This is a genomic window from Pectobacterium brasiliense (genome assembly GCF_016950255.1).
Lineage (GTDB): Bacteria > Pseudomonadota > Gammaproteobacteria > Enterobacterales > Enterobacteriaceae > Pectobacterium > Pectobacterium brasiliense.
This window is the reverse complement of sequence record NZ_JACGFN010000001.1, coordinates 2,698,981-2,719,547: the sequence shown is the minus strand read 5'-3', so window position 1 is coordinate 2,719,547 and position 20,567 is coordinate 2,698,981. Positions and strand designations below refer to the sequence as shown.

Genomic DNA, 20,567 nt, shown 5'->3' with positions numbered 1-20,567 from the left:
CACAATTAGGTTTAATTAGGTTTGTTAGCCGGGTGGGTTCCCACCCGGTTTCTTGTTTACTTGCCGATGTGACTTTATCAACGGCCTGCCTGCCGTTATTGGGTAGGGAATTCCTGAATCGTCATTTGCAGCGTGACTTGATTTTTATCACGCACAATCGTGACGGGAATGACAGTGCCGGGGCGTATTTCTGAAACCTGTTCCATGGTTTCAATAATCGAGCGTGCAGGCTTATTGTTCACGCTAACGATGACGTCTTCGACACGAATACCTGCTTTATCCGCTGGCCCACCTGGATCGATAGTCTGAACGAGAATCCCGCTTAATCTATCTTGCGCATCACGATTGCTGGTCGATGTGCTGTTCTCAATATTCTCGATCTGTACGCCGTTGACACCAATATAGCCACGCACCACGCGACCATCGCGGATGAGTTTGCCCATCACCTTGGTCGCCAGCGCGACGGGAATGGCGAAGCTAATGCCTTCCGGTGTTTCACCGTTGCTACTTTTATCAAATGAGAGGGTGTTAATACCGACCAGTTCACCGAGCGTATTGACCAGCGCACCACCGGAATTCCCGTGGTTAATTGAGGCATCGGTTTGCAGCAAGTTTTGGCGTCCTACCTGACTTCTTTGCTGACCATAAGCGCTGAGGCTGACGCGGCCAGTGGCGCTGATGACGCCCTGAGTGACGGTTTGCCCCAGATTATAAGGGTTGCCGATCGCCATCACGACATCGCCGACGTGCGGTATACGGTCTGGATTTATCGGAATAACGGGCAGGTTGATGCCATCAATTTGCAATACAGCCAGATCCGTCAGGCTATCGGAGCCGATCACGCGGGCTTCGTACAATCTGCCGTCTGATAGCTCTATCTGGATTTGTTGTACGTTATTAATCACATGCTTGTTGGTTAAAATATACCCTTTTTCATTCATGATGACGCCGGATCCGAGAGGATGAATGGCGACTTCGCTAGGTTTCCCCTCTTTGGCAACCCGGTTATAAACGTTCACCACAGCAGGCGCCGCATGGCTGACTCCCTGATGGTAGCTTATGGGCGAACCATCACTATTTTTGTCATTGCCTTTCAGAAACGACGTGCCAGACCCAACAAAGGGCAGTACGGCCAGAATAATACCGGCGACGAGGGCACCAAAGAGCGCTGAACGTAATAACTTAGCAAGCATGGCCGTGATTTACTGTGGAAAAAGGGAGATAAGGGGAGGATATCACGAGAAGTTCGGACACCGCATGGCTCGGTGTCCGATTTTTTAACATTAGCGATGTTCTGGCCAGTTAAGCTGCCGAAAAAGACGGCAAGCGATTAACGTAGCAGCAGATAAATCGTTTCTTCACCCCGGACGATATTCAAGGCCAGAACGGAAGGCTTCGCTTCCAGCAGCTTGCGCAGTTGCGTGATGTTTTCAATACGCTCGCGGTTCACGCCGATGATGACATCGCCTTTTTGCAGACCGACCTGCGCCGCAGGGGTGTCCTTAGCAACGTTATCGATCTGTACGCCTTTGCTGCCGTCTTTCAATTGACCATTAGTCAGAGAAGCCCCTTGCAATGACGGTGAAAGCGTTTCAGCGCTGGTGGATGCCGATGAGCTGTTATCCAACACGACGGAAACTTCCTGCGGTTTACCATCACGCAGCAGGCCGATTTTCACGGTCTTGCCCGGTGCGGTAGTGCCGACTTTGGCCCGCAGTTCGGCAAAGCTGCTGATGGGTTTACCATCCAGCGTCGTCAACACGTCGCCCGCCTTGATACCGGCTTTGGCTGCGGCAGATTTCGGTAAGACTTCGCTGACGAAGGCACCGCGCTGCGCGTCGACGTTGAAGGCTTTCGCCATTTCCGACGTCATCTCGCTGCCTTTAATACCCAGTAGCCCGCGTTTCACTTCGCCAAATTCAACCAATTGCTGCGCCAGATTCTGGGCCATGTTGCTAGGGATAGCGAAACCGATACCGATGTTTCCGCCGCCCGGTGCCAGGATCGCAGTATTGATACCGATCAGTTCGCCGTTAAGGTTAACCAGCGCACCGCCGGAGTTACCGCGGTTGATGGAAGCATCGGTCTGGATGAAGTTTTCTAACCCTTCAAGATTCAGGCCGCTACGTCCCAGCGCGGAGATAATACCGGACGTCGCGGTCTGACCAAGGCCGAACGGGTTACCCACGGCAACGGCGAAGTCACCCACGCGCAGTTGATCGGAATCGGCCATTTTTACAGAGACCAGATTCTTGGCGTTATTCAGCTGTAGCAGGGCGATATCGCTCTGCTCATCACGCCCAATCAATTTCGCTTCATACTCACGTCCGTCATTAAGCTGGACGCGGATCTTGTCGGCGTTATTGATCACGTGATTGTTGGTGAGCACGTAACCTTTCGCGGCATCAATAATGACGCCAGAGCCCAGTCCTTCAAACGGGCGAGAATTTTGTTTGTCCGTCGGGAAGTTAGGGCCAAAGAAGAACTTGAATTCTTCCGGTACGCGCTGGCGCTGTACCTGTGTACCTTCAACATGCACGCTGACCACGGCTGGCAAGACTTTCTCCAGCATCGGGGCCAGACTTGGCGTCTGTTGACCTTGAACCACGGCAGGCAGCGCAGCATTTGCAGCGGGAAGCGTGGACAGGGTCAAACCTATACTCATTGCCAGTGCACTAAATAGTAATGATGTTTTTTTCATTGTTATTAACTCTCTCACGGCCTGCGGATGAATAAAACGATGATATATAAACTTAAAGACACGGTGAAGAGTCAGACTGGCGATCAATGTGTAAAGTTCACTGCTGTTTCGTCAGCAGATTGTAACTATCGCGTTTTTAATGCGTGATTGGACGATGGCAGCCTGCGGTACGCGTCTTAAACGTACAAGCGTTTTAAGCGTAGAACAAGAGAGGGGAAAGCGTGAGACAGAAAGCCTCACGCTAGGGGGGAAACTGAATTACTTGCGAATCGGGCGTTCGCCCCGCAGCAGGCCTGATGCACCGTCGGAATAATCGCGCGGCGGCATGTTCACCGGAGCCTGATCGTTATCCGCTTCTGATTCGGTCAGACGATATTTAAACGGATTATCCTGGCCGGGAACGTTAGGTAACAGGTTATTGGAGCTTTTCGCCATGTGTTGATAAAGCTGACGATAATCATCCGCCATGTTATCCAACAGCTCCGCACTGCGGGCGAAGTGACCTACCAATTCCTGACGATAATCTTCCAGTTCGGTTTTGCTTTTCTCCAGCTCATTCTGCAATACCTGCTGTTGCCGCAGCTTACGGTTACCAAAGCGCATGGCTACAGCACCAATAATAATACCGACAACTAAACCTATCAGCGCATACTCCCAAGTCATAATAGCTCCTATTTTGACGTCGTTGTCCCGTAGGGTTTTTCACTTAATAATAGTCACTATAACCGTTAATCTTGCCTGAGTGGAATCCTGATACTCGATGAGAGAAAGGAATGTTGACCTATCGCAGACATCAAGGTTGTTAACTGCGACGATTACGGCTTAAATCGACGATAACACACAGCAAAACACGACTAACTTTTTTCTCAGGGATTGCGATGGCTATGGTTATTCCACAGACAACACAACAGCAAATAACACCCTTGGCGCTTTATCAGCAGGCGCTTTCCGCTGGTGAATATCAGCCGGACGAGGTGCAACGGCAAACCGTTGTGCGCCTGGAAGCGATACATCAGGCGTTATGTGAACGCGCTGCTGATGGTGATGCCGGGGCATCCGACCGCGTGGGGAAATGGCGTAGCTGGCTGGGGAGGCGTAATAAACGTGAATCTGCGTCGGTTCAAGGGCTGTACATGTGGGGCGGCGTCGGGCGCGGTAAAACCTGGCTGATGGATATGTTTTTCCACAGCTTGCCCGCTGAGCGCAAGATGCGCCTGCACTTTCATCGTTTTATGTTGCGTGTGCATGAAGAACTGAACCAGTTTCAGGGGCAGGAAAATCCACTGGAGAAAGTGGCGGACGGTTTTAAGGCCGAAACGGATGTGCTGTGTTTCGATGAATTTTTCGTCTCTGACATTACCGATGCGATGCTGCTGGCTGAGTTGTTGCGAGCGCTGTTTGCTCGTGGTATCGCGCTGGTGGCGACGTCGAATATTCCGCCAGACGACCTCTACCGTAATGGACTGCAACGCGCGCGTTTTTTGCCTGCGATTGAGTTGATTAAGCAGTATTGCGAAGTGCGTAATGTTGATGCGGGTATCGATTATCGTCTGCGTACGCTGACGCAGGCACACCTTTATCTCTCGCCGCTGAATGAAGAGACGGATGCTGCGATGCAGCAGATGTTTACCCGCCTGACCGGGAAAGCGTGGCAGACGCCGGGGCCGGTGCTGGAGATCAATCATCGTCCGTTATCGACACTTGGCGCGAGTGACGGCGTGCTGGCGGTTGATTTCCATACGTTGTGTACCGAAGCGCGTAGCCAGAATGATTACATCGCACTGTCGCGCCTCTACCACACGATGCTGTTGCACAATGTGACGGTGATGGAAACGAAGGAAGAGAACACCGCTCGCCGTTTTCTGGCACTGGTGGACGAGTGCTACGATCGCCGTATCAAATTGATTATTTCTGCGCAGGCGTCGATGTTTGAGATCTATCAGGGAGAGCACCTGAAATTTGAATACCAGCGCTGTTTATCCCGTTTGCAGGAAATGCAGAGCGAAGAGTACTTACGGCAGCCACATTTGGCGTAACGCAGGCTGCGGTTTTTTAGTCATTTGCGTGTGAAAAAAGGTCGATCTTTGAGAATGACTTCTCTATAATCTTGCGACCCCACGTTACAACAAAGTTTTTTTTCCCAAAAACTTTATAGTGCCGGCAATGGCTATTCGAAGGGGTAGGTTTGCTGGACTTGATGGTCGTGTGAGCCTCAACTGTTTTCGAGCGTTTGGGTGTTCACCAACGTGTAACTAATTATTGGGTAAGCTTTTAATGAAAACTTTTACAGCTAAACCAGAGACCGTAAAACGCGACTGGTACGTTGTTGATGCGAACGGTAAAACTTTAGGCCGTCTCGCTACTGAACTGGCTCGTCGTCTGCGCGGCAAGCATAAAGCGGAATACACTCCGCACGTTGATACGGGTGATTACATCATCGTTCTGAACGCTGACAAAGTTGCTGTAACTGGCAACAAGCGTACTGACAAGATTTATTATCATCACACCGGTCACATCGGTGGTATTAAACAAGCGACCTTTGAAGAGATGATTGCCCGCCGTCCTGAGCGTGTGATTGAAATCGCGGTTAAAGGCATGCTGCCGAAGGGCCCGTTGGGTCGTGCTATGTTCCGTAAACTGAAAGTTTACGCGGGCACCGAGCACAATCACGCGGCACAGCAACCGCAAGTTCTGGACATTTAATCGGGATTATAGGCAATGGCTGAAAATCAATACTACGGCACTGGTCGCCGCAAAAGCTCCGCCGCTCGCGTGTTCATCAAACCGGGCAACGGTAACATCGTTATCAACCAGCGTAGTCTGGAACAGTACTTCGGTCGCGAAACTGCCCGCATGGTAGTTCGTCAGCCGCTTGAACTGGTCGACATGGTTGGTAAATTTGATCTGTACATCACCGTTAAAGGTGGTGGTATCTCTGGTCAGGCTGGTGCGATCCGTCACGGTATCACCCGCGCTCTGATGGAGTATGATGAGTCTCTGCGTAGCGAACTGCGTAAAGCTGGTTTCGTTACTCGTGATGCTCGTCAGGTTGAACGTAAGAAAGTCGGTCTGCGTAAAGCACGTCGTCGTCCTCAGTTCTCCAAGCGTTAATTTCTGGCTGCTTTGCAGCGAAATCAATGCAAAAAACCCGGTGCTGGTCACCGGGTTTTTTTATGTCTAGCGTTTACCTTTACTGCTATTCCGTTGCGTTTTTTACATCATGCAGGTCGCGATCTTTGACTTCTGGCATCAAAAGGGCGGATAGCAAGCCAATGCAGGAGTAGCAAATGAGCATCACAGCGATGGGATACCACGACCCCGTTATTTGGCAAAAAATACCCGCGAGCAAAGGCCCGAGACCCGTAGCGAATAACCCACCGATTTCTTTGGAAATTGCCATTTGGGAGAAGCGGTTTTTCGAACCGAACATCTCTGCCATCGTGATTCCTTCGATAGCGGCTTGCCCCAGCACCGCGATGTTATGAATCAGGATTAAGCATACTGTTATCGTGGCAACTGCCTGCTCTTTATTCACGATGATTGAAATCATCGGATAAGCGAGAAGGATAGAGCCCAGCGTCAGGATGATATAAGGAATGCGGCGCCCGATTCTATCTGATAGCCACCCCATCAATGGGATTGTCAGAAAGCCGATGATTGAACTAATCATGATGGCATCGGTTGGAACGGCCTTGCTAAATAGTAGTGTTTGTACCATGTAGCCAGCCAGGAAAGTCTGGATAATACCTGAGTTCCCCGCCTGTCCGAAGCGCAGTCCTGTTGCAATCCAAAACGCTTTCCCTTTTAGCAAAGACCAAAAAGGAGTGTGCTGGTGGGCGACTTCTTTTGTTTCTTGTACCCCTTCAAATACCGGGCTTTCTTTCAGATTCAGACGTAACCAGATAGCAAACCCCATCACCACGAAACTCGCCAGGAAGGGAAGACGCCACGCCCAATCAATGATCTCTTCATTGCTAAAGAAGTAAAACATCGCAGCCCAAATGGCCGTCGCGCTCAATGTTCCGCAGTTGGTTCCCATGGCAACCAGTGAGGCAATAATGCCTTTTTTACCTTCAGGTGCATATTCTGCCAGCATGGTACTGGCACCAGAGATCTCTGCACCGGCACCTAGTCCCTGAATAACTCTGAGCACCACCAATAGAATCGGTGCCAGAATGCCAACCTGCTGGTAAGTTGGGAGTGCGCCTATTAATGTGGTACAAATACCCATTAATGCAATAGTAATAAACAGAACCTTTTTCCTGCCTACTCTATCTCCCATTTTCCCGAAGAAGACGGCACCGACAATACGGGCAATGTATCCTGCACCGTAGGTTCCCATCGCGAGAATTAATGCCATAGCAGCCGATTGTTCAGGGAAGAAAATTTCATGGAAGACCAGTGCGGCACCAAGAGAATAGAGCTGGAAATCCATGAATTCTAGTGTGGTACCGAGCCAGCCAGAAACGGATGCCCTGGCGAGATCGGAGGTGCTTCTTTTAACCTTAACTGGAGATGAGTTCATTGTGTCACCATATGATTATTAGATTTAATTCAATATGTGGTGAGGTATAAATACCTGGTGGCACACACGAAAAATCATTTCCAGACAATATGTGGAAATAATTAATCGGTAGAAGAATAAGAAAAAAACACCACATCTTGATTTTTGGTCAATAGCGTATTGTCAGCATTCCTTTGCCGTATAATTCCGATTTAAAATTAAAGGTGATACTTTATTAAAATTTAACGAGTACTTTTGAGGAAATGTTTTTATCACTTGCCGCAATTAATGCATTCTCAACATCATGATAAGAATATTCAGCGGAGATAATGGGCTGTGGGTTTATAATGCCTTTCTCCAGCCATTTAACCGCAGTAGCAAATTCATTAATGAATCGGAATGATCCTTTCCACGAGAGTTCTTTTACTAGCATTTGTGCAACGGGATATTGAACAGGGCTTGGTCCCATACCAATTTGTACAATCAAACCATTAGGGCGTGTCGCAAAGACCGATGAGGCGATTGCCGCAGGCGCACCGCTGGCTTCGAATGTCACATCAAAGTAGCCTTTATTTTGGTTATAGATTTCCATTGCACTTTCATCAAGCGGATTGACGGAAGCATCGGCTCCCATTTCCAACGCGATGTTTCTGCACCTTTCACTGATGTCGGATGCGACAATCTCTACGGCACCTGAAGCTTTCGCTGCGGCAATCGTCAAGGCACCAATAGGACCTGCTCCGATGACCAGGACCTTTTTACCGACCAGGCTGCCTGCGACGTTGATGGCATGAATAACAACCGCCGTTGGCTCCGCCAGTGCCATAATTTGCGAAGGGACACTTTCGTCATAGGGATAGCACTGCTGTGCGGAAACCGTGACATATTGAGCAAAACCGCCGTGTACGTGCGGATTAAATTGGGCGCTTCCCATGAATCGCATACTGGCGCATTCGTTCTGTTTGCCTTCCAGACAATAGTCGCATTTGTTGCAAGGCTGGGAAGGATTGATCGCAACTTTTTGGCCGACTTTTAATTGACTATTGGTAGGGGCCTGATGAATTCTGCCAACGAATTCGTGACCAATGACCATGGGATGTTTTATTACAGATAAACCGGCATGGCCTTCATGATAATAATGAATATCTGAACCACAAATACCGCCGCATTCAACGTTAACGACAATATCGTTTTCGGTATAAGTCAGTTCACGACTTTCTACTTTTACGTCTTTTTTCCCATGAACAATACATGCATCAAAGGTAAGCGTATCTTGTTTCATCTTGATACCTCTAAAATAATATAGTGTGATTTTCCTTTGTCGCGGTGGAGGGAATTAAAACCACACGTTGACTTATCAATCATCTCTGACAAATATTAGTTTCCTGAGAATCAGAGTACCGCTAACCATCCGCCATCGACATAGATGACCTGACCATTGATATAATTCGATGCATCAGCAGACAGGAAAATAGCCGTACCGATAAGTTCTTCGGTTTTTCCCCAACGTTTAGTTGGGTTGCTACTTTTGACCCACTTATCGAACTCAACATCTTTAATTAAGGCTTCATTCATGTCAGTCAGTATGTAGCCGGGGCCGATTGCGTTCGCTTGAATGTTATATTCTGCCCATTCTGCCGACATGGAACGCGTCAACATTTTGATTCCGCCTTTAGCGGCGGTATAAGGGGCGACGGTAGGGCGTGCTTGTTCACTGGTCAGTGAACAGATATTGATAAATTTGCCGCCGCGGCCGCGTTTTATCATGCGGATTGCAGCCTCGCGCGACACGAGGAATGTCCCTGTCAGGTGAATGTCCATGACGCGCTGCCAGTCCTGTAGCGCAAGGTCGACTAACGGTTGACGATGTTGGATCCCTGCGTTATTAATCACAATGTCGATTTCTATACTGGCGGCATCCATCTGGTTGAATGCATTGACGATCTGGTCTTCTTTTGAGACATCAATCACGTAACCTTTAGCGTTATAGCCCTTTGCCGTTAGCTTTTGTACCGCCTCGTTCAGCGTTTCTTCTCTGATGTCGCTGAGCACAATGGCGGCACCGGCCGATGCTAATCCTTCTGCATAGGAAAAACCGAGGCCTCTTGCAGAACCGGTAATGAGTGCAGTTTTCCCTGATAGATCAAATAGTTTTGCGGCATCCATTATCAACTCCTTAACTGATTATTGAGTAGTGAATAGGTTATTTTTAAAGAGGTAGTATTGTCATACATCATGTTGTCATACAACTAATAAGTGGAAGTGATGGTGTCGCTTTGTTATACTTCAATCAACAGTCAAAGCGTTTTTTTGTGATCATGATTCCAATAATTGATTTGAGGCGTTATGGACAATATAGAATCAATACCAAGAAATAATATTGCTGAAGCCGTTTATCAGAAGATGCAGAAAAAAATACTCAGCGGTGAGTGGAAACAGGGTGAGAAATTACCGTCTGAGTTTGAATTAAGTGAAGCTTTTGAAGTAAGTAGAACGAGTATTCGCAGTGCGGTGCAAAAATTGAGAAACCTGGGAATCATCTATACCAAACATGGTCGAGGTTCTTTTGTTTCAAATGAAATTGAAAGCTTCCGTATGCAGGCGAATGACAAGCCGATTCTTCACCTGACGAAAGGTGAATTCATGGACATGATGGTGTTTCGGCAAACGGTGGAATTTAAGTGCATCGAGCTGGCGGCAAAAAATGCAACGGATGAGGATATTGCTCTTATAGAAGATGCACTTAACCGAATGCTGGTCAACAAAAACGACTATAAAAAATACTCTCAGGCCGACCTGGATTTCCACATGGCGATTATCAATGCGGCGCACAATAAGGTGTTTTCACATGCAATTAAGTATGTGAAAAATATGTACTATTTCTATCTGGAAGAGTTAAACCGCGTGCTAGGCATAACGTTGGATAGTATTGATGCGCATATCAAAATTTTTATGGCGATAAAAAATCGTGATGTTGAAACCGCTAAGCTATGCCTGGATCAGGCGATGGAATGTAACATTGTTATGATTAACAATCTTGATAATAACTAACGCGTAAATATTACCCTATTTCTCAGGTCGCTTACCTCTCCTTTATTCCTATGTCAGTAACGGCCTGCTGATGCTTGCTTTGTAGCATCAGCAATTGATGTGACTTCGCGATATTTTTGTATCTGAAATATCCCCGTAGTGATCCACTATTATCTAATTTATTAAAATGATTACCTTTAGTGACACCCCCTTCAGCCCGCTGTACTTCCCTGTTTTCTCCTCGATATAAGTTGCTTTTATTTTTTTCTTTTGATAGTAATATCTCAAGAGATATGATGTCATACAACAAATGAGATTCTACATAATCTGATTGTGGCTATCACAGGAGTTTTTGCATGATAAAGGTAACAAACGTAAAGACAATTCTAACGGCACCGGGTGGCATTGATCTGGTTGTCGTCAAGGTCGAAACCAATCAGGACGGTTTATACGGTTTGGGATGTGCAACCTTTACCCAACGTATTTTCGCGGTTGAAGCGGCGATTAATGAGTACATGAAGCCTTTCCTGATCGGGAAAGATCCTTCTCGTATTGAAGATATCTGGCAGTCCGCGGTCGTGAGCGGCTATTGGCGCAATGGGCCGGTGATGAACAATGCGATCTCGGCTATCGATATGGCGCTGTGGGATATCAAGGGTAAAGTCGCTAACTTACCGGTTTATGAATTGCTGGGCGGCAAATGCCGTGACGGTATTCCGCTTTATCGTCATTGCGATGGTGCAGATGCGGTCGCGGCGGAAGATAACATCCGTGCGGCAATGGAAGAAGGGTATCAGTATGTTCGTTGTCAGATGGGTATGTATGGTGGAGCAGGGACGGAAGACCTCAAACTGATTGCCACTCAGTTGGATAAAGCCAATATCACGCCGAAGCGCTCACCAAGAACGAAGACGCCCGGTATTTATTTCGATCCTGACGCTTATGCCAGAAGCATTCCGGCCTTCTTCGATCATCTGCGCAATAAGATTGGGTTTGATGTTGAATTTATTCATGATGTTCATGAGCGGGTATCGCCGGTTACCGCGTTGCAAATGGCGAAATCCCTGGAAGATTACAAGCTCTTTTATCTTGAAGACCCCGTTGCTCCAGAGAATGTTGATTTCCTAAGCGTGATGCGCCAACAAACATCCACCCCAATCGCGATGGGAGAACTGTTTGTTCATGTTGCCGAATACAAGCACCTGATAACCAATCATCTGATTGATTTTATTCGCTGCCATATCAGTATGATCGGTGGGATTACGCCAGCCAAAAAACTGGCGACACTCGCCGAATTTCATGGCGTGAGAACCGCCTGGCATGGTCCGGGGGATATCTCACCTGTCGGTGTAGTCGCGAATATGCACATTGATATGAGCATTACTAATCTGGGTATTCAAGAATATACGCCGATGAATGAAGCGCTGCGGGACGTTTTCCCCGGTTGCCCGGATATTGAAGGTGGATACGCGTATCTGAACGATAAGCCAGGATTAGGGATTGATATCGATGAGCAAAAAGCGAAGCAATTCCCTGTTGAAGGTGGATTGCCGTCATGGACGAATGCACGTTTGCCGGATGGCACGGCGGCACGACCTTAACCACCGGCTTAACGGCGTCAATTTGCTTTAATTTCGCTTACTTAGAAGCCGACGGGCCTCGTCGGCTTCTGGGCGATTGACGACTCAGCGCAGGTCAATGCAGGGGAGAGATTATTCTCTGGCGGTGTTGTTTAGACTTCGCTATTGCAAATGAAAAATTTGTATTTAATAAAAAAACACTTATTTATCATTTTGTTAAATAAGATTTTCCGCTTATATCCCCACAAAACGAACAAAATCTGATAAACTACCCGCCGATTTTATGCCTGTGTGTTAGCTACCGTGTAGCTGTTTAAAACCGCTAGGATTTTTGTCCTGTGACGTTTACACACATTGGCGAGCAGCATTTCGAATAGCGTTTTGCAGGTTACTGACTGCGCGGTTATTCGCCATATTTTCTCGATAAACTTGGAGGTTTTCATGGCTGTCGCTGCCAACAAACGTTCGGTAATGACGCTGTTTTCTGGTCCATCCGACATTTTTAGCCATCAGGTCCGCATCGTATTGGCGGAAAAGGGTGTGAGTGTCGAGATTGAGCAGGTAGACATGGATAATCTGCCTCAGGATCTTATTGACCTCAATCCTTACGGTTCCGTGCCAACGCTGGTCGATCGTGAACTGACGCTCTATGAATCACGTATTATCATGGAGTATCTGGATGAACGTTTTCCTCATCCGCCGTTAATGCCTGTCTATCCGGTTGCGCGCGGTAACAGCCGCCTGATGATGCACCGCATTGAGAGCGACTGGTATTCTTTGCTGAAGAAAATTACGCACGGCAGCGCTCAGGAAGCGGACGCAGCACGTAAGCAATTGCGTGAAGAACTGCTGGCCATTGCCCCCGTGTTCAATGAAGCGCCTTATTTCATGAGCGAAGAGTTCAGCCTTGTGGATTGTTATCTGGCTCCGCTGCTGTGGCGTCTGCCGCAGTTAGGCATTGAACTGAGTGGTTCGGGTGCGAAAGAGCTGAAAGGCTACATGACTCGCGTCTTTGAGCGTGATGCGTTCCTGGCTTCCCTGACAGAAGTGGAACGTGAAATGCGTTTGCAAACCCGAGGTTAAACCGTATGGCGTTGTCTCAACTGTCTCCGCGTCGTCCGTATTTATTACGGGCTTTTTATGATTGGTTACTGGATAACCAATTAACGCCTCATCTGGTGGTAGATGTCACTCTGCCGGATGTTATGGTGCCGATGGAGTTCGCCCGTGACGGCCAGATCGTGCTGAATATCGCACCGCGCGCTGTTGGCGGCCTTGAGTTAGCTGATGACAGCGTTCGTTTCAATGCCCGTTTTGGCGGCGTACCGCGTCAGGTTTATGTGCCGATGGCGGCCGTCATGGCGATTTATGCACGTGAGAACGGGGCTGGAACGATGTTTGAGTCCGAACCTGCTTACGAATCTGCAGGTGAGTATGAAGACTTTCAGGAAGGCGTACCCGCTTCAGGGACGGTCATGTCGATTGTCGATAGCTCACCTGATTCTGAAGCGCCTGGCGATGGCTCGGATTCTGATGATGAACCACCACAGCCGCCTAAAGGTGGCCGACCTTCGCTACGGGTCGTGAAGTAATGTTTAAGGGCACCCTTGTGGTGCCCTTTCTTACTCCCGTTGTTCGCGGACTATGCGGTTAACTGAACACCATTCCGCCATCAATCAATAGCGACTGCCCCGTCATATAGTCGGAATCGTGGCTGGCCAGATAGGACACGCAGGCAGCGACATCTTCCGGTTCGGAAAGGCGGCCCAGCGTGATGCGTTTGGCGAACTCTTCCGTCGCATAGCCACGCGGTTTCCCTGCGGATTCGGAGATCTTCCGATCGATTTCATCCCACATTGGCGTTTTTACGATACCCGGACAGTAACCATTGACCGTGATGCCCAGCGGCGCTAAATCGCGTGCGGCAGTTTGCGTTAAGCCACGAACTGCGAATTTACTTGAGCTGTAGACGGCGAGTTCGGGGTTGCCCACATGCCCCGCCTGCGAACAGGCATTGATGATTTTACCGCCGTGTCCCAGGGATTTGAAGGCATCGAGCGCAGCCTGAATACCCCAGATGACGCCTTTGACGTTGATGTTATAAACGCGATCGACAACGTCTGGCGTGATGTCTTCAATCAGGGTTGACGGGGCAACACCGGCGTTATTGACGATGACGTTAAAATCACCAAAGCGCTTTTTGGTTGCTGCTACGGCAGCGAAAACCGCCTCACGATCTGCGACGTCGGCCTGTAGTGCGATGGCCTGTCCGCCAGCTTTTTCGATTTCCTGCGCCACACTGTGCGCCGTTTCCTGATTGTAGTCCACAATAGCGACGGCAAAACCGTCGGCCGCCAGTCTGAGAGCAATAGCGCGGCCAATACCTTGACCGGCTCCTGTTACAAGGGCCACTTCGACTGTCATAGTTCCTTCCTCCTTAATGAAATCCAATCTCAATAAAGACAAATCAATGTCGGAGGTAAGTGTAGGTCGTTAATGTGATATTGCAGGATTTATTACGAAAGGTTCTTTAGAACCCAGTGGAAAGACGAAGGTTTTATTAGTCTGCCTGGTGTGATATGCCGTAGGGGAAAATATAGAGCTGATTGCTATCGACCGCTAACCGAAATTTCAGGTAACGACGGAAAAAGAAAAGGGCAGCCAGCGCTGCCCTTAAAAGAAGTGTTACGTTCTATACTTCCAGATAGTTCATGATGCCGTCAGCGGCTTTACGACCTTCTGCGATGGCGGTAACCACCAGATCGGAACCGCGTACTGCATCGCCACCCGCAAAAATTTTCGGGTTGCTGGTCTGGAAGGCGTTATCGCAGCTTTCTGGTGCGACAATGCGACCTTGATCGTCCAGCTTGACGTCATGTTCTGCCAGCCACGCCATTTTGTGCGGACGGAAGCCAAACGCCATGATGACCGCATCAGCTTCCAGTACGTGCTCGGAACCCTCTACGATTTCAGGACGACGACGCCCGTTGGCATCTGGTGCGCCCAGTGCCGTACGTGCCATTTTCACGCCGCACACTTTGCCTGCGCCATTGATCTCGACGCTTAACGGTTGCAGGTTGAATTTGAACTCGACGCCTTCTTCACGCGCGTTTTTCACTTCGCGCTTGGAGCCTGGCATGTTCTCTTCATCACGACGATAGGCGCAGGTAACGTGCGTTGCGCCCTGACGAATCGAGGTACGCACGCAGTCCATCGCGGTGTCGCCACCGCCCAGCACCACAACGCGTTTACCTTGCATGCTGATGTAAGGCTCGTCTACTGCGGCTTCAAAGCCCATCAGCTGCTTGGTGTTAGCGATCAGGAACGGCAGCGCATCGTAGACACCCTGAGCGTCTTCATTGTCCAATCCGCCACGCATAGACTGATAGGTGCCGACGCCGAGAAAGACGGCATCGTACTCGTCCAGCAGCGCTTTCATCTGCACGTCTTTACCAACTTCGGTATTCAGACGGAATTCGATGCCCATCTCGGTGAAGATCTCACGACGTTTCACCATCACTTCTTTTTCCAGCTTGAAAGAAGGGATACCGAAGGTCAGCAGGCCACCGATCTCAGGATGACGATCGAACACGACAGCCTGTACGCCATTGCGTGCCAACACGTCAGCACACGCCAGCCCTGCTGGGCCTGCGCCAATGATGGCGACGCGTTTGCCGGTCGGTTTGACGTTGGCAACGCTTGGCTTCCAGCCCATCTCTATCGCTTTATCATTGATGTAGCGTTCGATGTTGCCGATGGTGACCGCGCCGAATTCATCATTCAGCGTACAAGACCCTTCACACAGACGGTCCTGCGGGCATACGCGACCGCAGACTTCCGGCAGGCTGTTGGTCTGGTGCGATAACTCAGCCGCTTCGATAATACGGCCTTCGTTCGCCAGCTTCAGCCAGTTCGGGATGTAGTTATGTACCGGACACTTCCACTCACAGTAAGGGTTACCGCACGCCAGGCAACGGTCTGCCTGGGCTTTGGACTGGCTTTCTGAGAACGGCTCGTAGATCTCAACAAATTCAATTTTACGAATCTTTAGCGGTTTCTTGGGCGGATCAACGCGCTGTAAGTCGATAAACTGGTAAACATTCTGACTCATGATGACCTCTTACTGCGCCTGAACCCGCAGCTCGGCTGCGGAACGACTACGGTGACCCAACAATGCCTTCACATCACTTGACTTCGGTTTCACCAGAGCAAACTTCGGTGCCCAGGTCGGCCAGTTAGCGAGGATCTCTTCTCCGCGGTGTGAACCGGTATTCTGCACGTGCTCGGTGATCAGGCCACGAAGATGTTCTTCATGAATAGCCAGTTCTTCGACATCCAGCACTTCCACCAGTTCCGGGTTAACGCGTTTGCGGAATTCACCGTCTTCATCCAGCACGTAGGCGAATCCACCGGTCATACCTGCGCCAAAGTTCACACCGGTACGACCCAGTACGCAGACGATACCGCCTGTCATGTATTCACAGCCGTTATCGCCGATACCTTCTACTACGGTGATACAGCCGGAGTTACGTACGGCGAAACGCTCACCTGCACGGCCCGCGGCAAACAGCTTACCGCCGGTAGCACCGTAGAGGCAGGTGTTACCGATGATGCTGGCTTCGTGGCTGCGGAAGGCAGAACCGACTGGAGGACGCACGGAGATACTGCCTCCCGCCATGCCTTTGCCCACGTAGTCGTTGGCATCGCCAGTTAATTTCAGCTCTACGCCGCCGGCGTTCCAGACGCCAAAGCTCTGTCCTGCGGTACCGGAGAAGTGCGCTTTAATTGGATCGCCCGCCAGCCCTTGATCGCCATGTTTCTCAGCAATTGCACCGGACAGCGTCGCGCCGACGGAGCGATCGGTGTTACGGATGTCGAAGTAGAGCGCTTTACCCTGTTTCGCATCAATGTGCGGCTGTGCCTGTGCCAGCAGCTCTTTGTTCAACAAGCCTTTATCGAACGACAGATTGCTTTCAGTGCAGTACAGCGCTTTGCCCGGCTGAGGCTGTGCCGCGTGCAGTAGCGGCGACAGATCCAGCTTGTTCTGTTTCGCACTGAAACCGTCCAGCTCGACCAGCAAATCGGTACGACCAATCAGATCCACCAGACGGCTAACGCCCAGTTCTGCCATCAGCACGCGAGTTTCATGCGCGATGAATTGGAAGTAGTTGGTTACACGCTCAGGCAGGCCGTGGTAGTGATCGCGGCGCAGCTTCTCATCCTGCGTTGCAACACCTGTCGCACAGTTATTCAGGTGACAGATACGCAGGTATTTACAGCCCAGCGCAACCATTGGTCCGGTGCCGAAGCCGAAGCTTTCTGCACCCAGAATCGCGGCTTTAACGATATCCAGACCGGTTTTCAAGCCACCATCTACCTGAAGGCGGATTTTGTGACGCAGACCGTTGGAGACCAAAGCCTGTTGCGTTTCAACCAGACCCAGCTCCCACGGGCATCCCGCGTATTTCACGGAGGACAGCGGGCTTGCACCCGTGCCGCCGTCGTAGCCAGCAATGGTGATCAAATCGGCGTACGCTTTGGCAACGCCTGTAGCGATAGTTCCGACGCCCGGTTCGGACACCAGTTTTACCGAAATCATCGCTTTCGGGTTGACCTGCTTCAGATCGAAAATCAGCTGTGCCAGATCTTCGATAGAGTAAATATCGTGGTGCGGCGGTGGTGAAATCAGCGTCACGCCCGGCACGGAATAGCGCAGACGAGCAATGTACGGCGTGACTTTATCACCCGGTAACTGACCGCCTTCGCCCGGCTTCGCGCCCTGCGCCACTTTAATCTGAATCACATCGGCGTTAACCAGATAGGCTGGCGTCACACCAAAGCGGCCAGAAGCAACCTGCTTGATACGGGACACTTTATTGGTGCCGTAACGCGCCGGATCTTCGCCGCCTTCACCGGAGTTGGAGAAGCCGCCCAGTCCGTTCATCGCCTCTGCCAGCGATTCATGGGCTTCAGGGCTGAGTGCACCGATGGACATGGCCGCGGTATCGAAGCGTTTGAACATTTCAGAAGCGGGTTCAACGCTGTCGATTGCGATAGCCGCGCCTTCTTGCGGTTTCAGTGCCAGCAGGTCGCGTAAGGTCGCGGCTGGACGCTCGTTAACCAGTTTGGCGTATTGCTCGTAATCGCTGTACTCCCCGGTTTTCACCGCGGTTTGCAGCGTGGTGACGACATCCGGGTTGTAGGCATGGTATTCGCCGCCGTGAACAAATTTCAGCAGGCCGCCCTGTTCCAGCGTTTTACGTTTCAGCCAGGCACGCTTAGACAGGTTCAACAGATCCTGTTCGAAGTCGCTGTAGTTTGCACCGCCGATGCGGCTGACGACGCCCAGGAAGCATTGCGTCGACACATCTTTATGCAGGCCCACAGCTTCAAACAGCTTGGAGCAACGGTAAGACGCAATCGTCGAGATGCCCATCTTGGACATAATCTTGTACAGGCCTTTATTGATGCCGTTACGGTAGTTCAGCATCACGGCACGATAAGGTTTGTCGATGGTGTGGTTATCCACCATCCGTGCCAGCGTTTCGTAGGCGAGGTAAGGATAGATAGCCGTCGCACCAAAGCCTAACAGCACGGCAAAGTGGTGCGGATCGCGCGCGCTGGCGGTTTCGACAATGATGTTGGCGTCACAGCGCAGGCTCTTTTCGACCAGACGGCGCTGAACGGCACCCACAGCCATTGGCGCAGGGACAGGCAAGCGTGATTCGCTAATGCCGCGGTCGGACAGCACCAGCAGCACGGCACCGTCTCTGACTTTGCTTTCTGCTTCGTCACACAGCTTCTCGATTGTCTGTTGCAGCGTTTGCTGCGACGGATCAAACGTCAGATCCAGCGTGTCGGCGCGATAGTGCAGTTCGTCCTGCGACGTCAGCTGGGTGAAGTCGGAGTAAAGCAGGATCGGCGATTTAAAGCTCAGACGGTGAGCCTGACCTTCCGCTTCACAGAAGACGTTCATCTCACGACCAATACTGGTCGCCAGCGACATCACATGTGCTTCACGCAGCGGATCGATCGGCGGGTTGGTCACCTGCGCGAACTGCTGACGGAAGTAGTCATAAATGATGCGTGGACGGCTGGACAGCACGGCGAACGGCGTGTCATCGCCCATCGACCCTGTGGCTTCCTGACCGTTCTCGCCCAGCACGCGGATGATCTGATCCAGTTCTTCGCTGCTGTAACCGTACTGTTTCTGGAAGGTCTCCAGCAGCTCATCGTCAAATTCACGGCTGCCGACCTGATCGTCTGGCAACTCTTCAAACGGCACCAGACGCTTAACGTTTTTCTCCATCCACTCTTTGTAAGGGTGGCGGCTTTTCAGATCGTCATCGGTCTCGGCAGAGTGCAGGATGCGGCCGCTGCGGGTGTCGATCACCATCAGTTCGCCCGGACCGACACGGCCTTTTTCAACCACTTCGTCCGGCTGATAATCCCAGATACCGACTTCAGACGCACAGGTGATCAGCTTATCTTTGGTGATGACGTAGCGTGCAGGGCGCAGGCCGTTACGATCCAGGTTACAGGCAGCATAGCGCCCGTCGGACATCACGATACCGGCCGGGCCATCCCACGGCTCCATGTGCATGGAGTTAAAGTCGAAGAAGGCACGCAGCTCTGGATCCATATCAGGGTTGTTCTGCCAGGCTGGCGGAACCAGCAGGCGCATAGCGCGGATGATATCCATCCCGCCGCTTAGGAACAGTTCCAGCATGTTATCCAGTGAGCTGGAGTCAGAACCGGTTTCGTTGACGAACGGCGCGGCATCCTGCAAATCCGGGATCAGCGGCGTTTTGAACTTGTAAGCACGCGCGCGTGCCCACTGACGGTTACCGGCGATGGTGTTGATCTCGCCGTTGTGCGCCAGATAGCGGAACGGCTGCGCCAGCGGCCAGCGTGGAACGGTGTTGGTTGAGAAACGCTGGTGGAACAGACAGATCGACGATTCCAGACGCAGATCGGCCAGATCGAGGTAGAAGCGCGGCAGATCCGCCGGCATACACAGACCTTTATAGATCGTGACCAGATTGGAGAAGCTACAAACGTAGAACTCTTTGTCTTCGATACGCTTTTCGATACGGCGACGCGCCATGAACAGACGGCGTTCCATATCACGTTGACGCCAGCCAGCCGGGGCGTTAACGAAAATTTGCTCAATACGCGGCATGGAGGACAAGGCAATTTCACCCAGCACATCCGGGTTGGTCGGCACTTCACGCCAGCCAAGTACGGACAGCGTTTCATTCTGCAACTCTTCTTCCACAATCCGGCGTGTGGCGCGAGCCAGCTCTTCGTCCTGATTGAGAAACATCATGCCAACAGCGTAATTTTTGGCTAAACGCCAGCCGTGCTCTTCCGCCACCAGACGAAAGAAACGATCGGGCTTCTGAAGTAATAAACCGCAGCCGTCGCCAGTCTTGCCGTCAGCAAGGATTGCGCCACGGTGCTGCATGCGTGCGAGTGCGTGAATGGCGGTACGCACTACTTTATGGCTTGGCTCACCTTCTATATGGGCGATTAATCCGAAACCACAGTTATCTCTCTCTTGGGATGCATCGTACAACATAATTAGTGAACCTCCCCAGGCTCTGTGTGACTCTCACAACCTACTGCGAGAAAGCACCGTGGCGTCGAGCGGCTAATATTACGCTCTCTTCTTCGGCCTCTCGTGACGGTCTCACAAGTGGTAAATGACTTGTTTTTAGAGGGAGTCTTCATTTACTGCATAAATATGACG

General features: G+C 50.7%; 16 protein-coding genes. 7 read left to right on the top strand and 9 right to left on the bottom strand.

The features are described from left to right. Positions 1 to 95: 95 nt before the first annotated feature. The 3 genes from degS to zapG all read right to left on the bottom strand — a co-directional run bounded on the left by degS (position 96) and on the right by zapG (position 3,364). Positions 96 to 1,193 (bottom strand): outer membrane-stress sensor serine endopeptidase DegS, encoded by a 1,098-nt coding sequence (gene degS, locus H4F65_RS12025; protein ID WP_010280172.1) that lies wholly within the window; start codon positions 1,191 to 1,193, stop codon positions 96 to 98. A gap of 137 nt (positions 1,194 to 1,330) precedes the next feature. Beyond that, positions 1,331 to 2,701 (bottom strand): serine endoprotease DegQ, encoded by a 1,371-nt coding sequence (degQ, locus tag H4F65_RS12020; RefSeq protein ID WP_010280173.1) that lies wholly within the window; start codon positions 2,699 to 2,701, stop codon positions 1,331 to 1,333. A gap of 258 nt (positions 2,702 to 2,959) precedes the next feature. Continuing rightward, positions 2,960 to 3,364, bottom strand: coding sequence for a Z-ring associated protein ZapG (zapG, locus tag H4F65_RS12015; protein WP_005975485.1), 405 nt, complete (start codon positions 3,362 to 3,364; stop codon positions 2,960 to 2,962). A 221-nt stretch (positions 3,365 to 3,585) separates the two neighbouring features. Here zapG and zapE point away from each other — a divergent pair, with 221 nt between their 5' ends. From zapE to rpsI, 3 genes are all read left to right on the top strand, one after another. After that, positions 3,586 to 4,737 carry a cell division protein ZapE gene (zapE, locus tag H4F65_RS12010; RefSeq protein ID WP_010280177.1) on the top strand — a complete coding sequence of 384 codons (1,152 nt, stop codon included), beginning with the start codon at positions 3,586 to 3,588 and terminating at the stop codon, positions 4,735 to 4,737. 238 nt (positions 4,738 to 4,975) lie between these two features. Continuing rightward, positions 4,976 to 5,404, top strand: coding sequence for a 50S ribosomal protein L13 (rplM, locus tag H4F65_RS12005; protein WP_005975488.1), 429 nt, complete (start codon positions 4,976 to 4,978; stop codon positions 5,402 to 5,404). Between the two features lie 15 nt (positions 5,405 to 5,419). Continuing rightward, positions 5,420 to 5,812: a 30S ribosomal protein S9 gene (gene rpsI / locus H4F65_RS12000; RefSeq protein WP_010280182.1), complete on the top strand. Its 393-nt coding sequence runs from the start codon at positions 5,420 to 5,422 to the stop codon at positions 5,810 to 5,812. An 85-nt stretch (positions 5,813 to 5,897) separates the two neighbouring features. On the opposite strand, the gene H4F65_RS11995 is transcribed toward rpsI, so the two are convergent. From H4F65_RS11995 to H4F65_RS11985, 3 genes are all read right to left on the bottom strand, one after another. After that, on the bottom strand, positions 5,898 to 7,226 hold the full coding sequence (locus H4F65_RS11995; protein WP_010280183.1) for an MFS transporter: 1,329 nt from the start codon (positions 7,224 to 7,226) through the stop codon (positions 5,898 to 5,900). A 214-nt stretch (positions 7,227 to 7,440) separates the two neighbouring features. Then, the gene (idnD, locus tag H4F65_RS11990) at positions 7,441 to 8,487 is read right to left on the bottom strand and encodes an L-idonate 5-dehydrogenase (RefSeq protein WP_010280185.1); all 1,047 of its coding nucleotides are present in this window, start codon (positions 8,485 to 8,487) and stop codon (positions 7,441 to 7,443) included. A gap of 110 nt (positions 8,488 to 8,597) precedes the next feature. Further along, on the bottom strand, positions 8,598 to 9,371 hold the full coding sequence (locus H4F65_RS11985) for an SDR family oxidoreductase (RefSeq protein WP_010280186.1): 774 nt from the start codon (positions 9,369 to 9,371) through the stop codon (positions 8,598 to 8,600). A 180-nt stretch (positions 9,372 to 9,551) separates the two neighbouring features. Between H4F65_RS11985 and H4F65_RS11980 the strand changes: the two genes are divergently transcribed. The 4 genes from H4F65_RS11980 to sspB all read left to right on the top strand — a co-directional run bounded on the left by H4F65_RS11980 (position 9,552) and on the right by sspB (position 13,407). Then, positions 9,552 to 10,256 (top strand): FadR/GntR family transcriptional regulator, encoded by a 705-nt coding sequence (locus H4F65_RS11980; protein WP_010280187.1) that lies wholly within the window; start codon positions 9,552 to 9,554, stop codon positions 10,254 to 10,256. Positions 10,257 to 10,591: 335 nt separating this feature from the next. Continuing rightward, entirely contained in the window at positions 10,592 to 11,836 is a 1,245-nt protein-coding gene (locus H4F65_RS11975) for an enolase C-terminal domain-like protein (protein ID WP_010280188.1), read from the top strand. Between the two features lie 420 nt (positions 11,837 to 12,256). After that, positions 12,257 to 12,898: a stringent starvation protein SspA gene (sspA, locus tag H4F65_RS11970; RefSeq protein WP_005975503.1), complete on the top strand. Its 642-nt coding sequence runs from the start codon at positions 12,257 to 12,259 to the stop codon at positions 12,896 to 12,898. A gap of 5 nt (positions 12,899 to 12,903) precedes the next feature. Beyond that, a complete protein-coding gene (sspB, locus tag H4F65_RS11965; RefSeq protein ID WP_010280191.1) occupies positions 12,904 to 13,407 on the top strand; it encodes a ClpXP protease specificity-enhancing factor in 504 nt (167 codons plus the stop codon). A gap of 58 nt (positions 13,408 to 13,465) precedes the next feature. On the opposite strand, the gene H4F65_RS11960 is transcribed toward sspB, so the two are convergent. The 3 genes from H4F65_RS11960 to gltB form a co-directional block, all read right to left on the bottom strand. Next, positions 13,466 to 14,239, bottom strand: coding sequence for a (S)-acetoin forming diacetyl reductase (locus H4F65_RS11960; RefSeq protein ID WP_010280192.1), 774 nt, complete (start codon positions 14,237 to 14,239; stop codon positions 13,466 to 13,468). Between the two features lie 268 nt (positions 14,240 to 14,507). Then, positions 14,508 to 15,926, bottom strand: coding sequence for a glutamate synthase small subunit (locus H4F65_RS11955; RefSeq protein WP_010280193.1), 1,419 nt, complete (start codon positions 15,924 to 15,926; stop codon positions 14,508 to 14,510). Between the two features lie 9 nt (positions 15,927 to 15,935). Further along, positions 15,936 to 20,396, bottom strand: coding sequence for a glutamate synthase large subunit (gene gltB, locus H4F65_RS11950; RefSeq protein WP_010280194.1), 4,461 nt, complete (start codon positions 20,394 to 20,396; stop codon positions 15,936 to 15,938). Positions 20,397 to 20,567 lie beyond the last annotated feature (171 nt).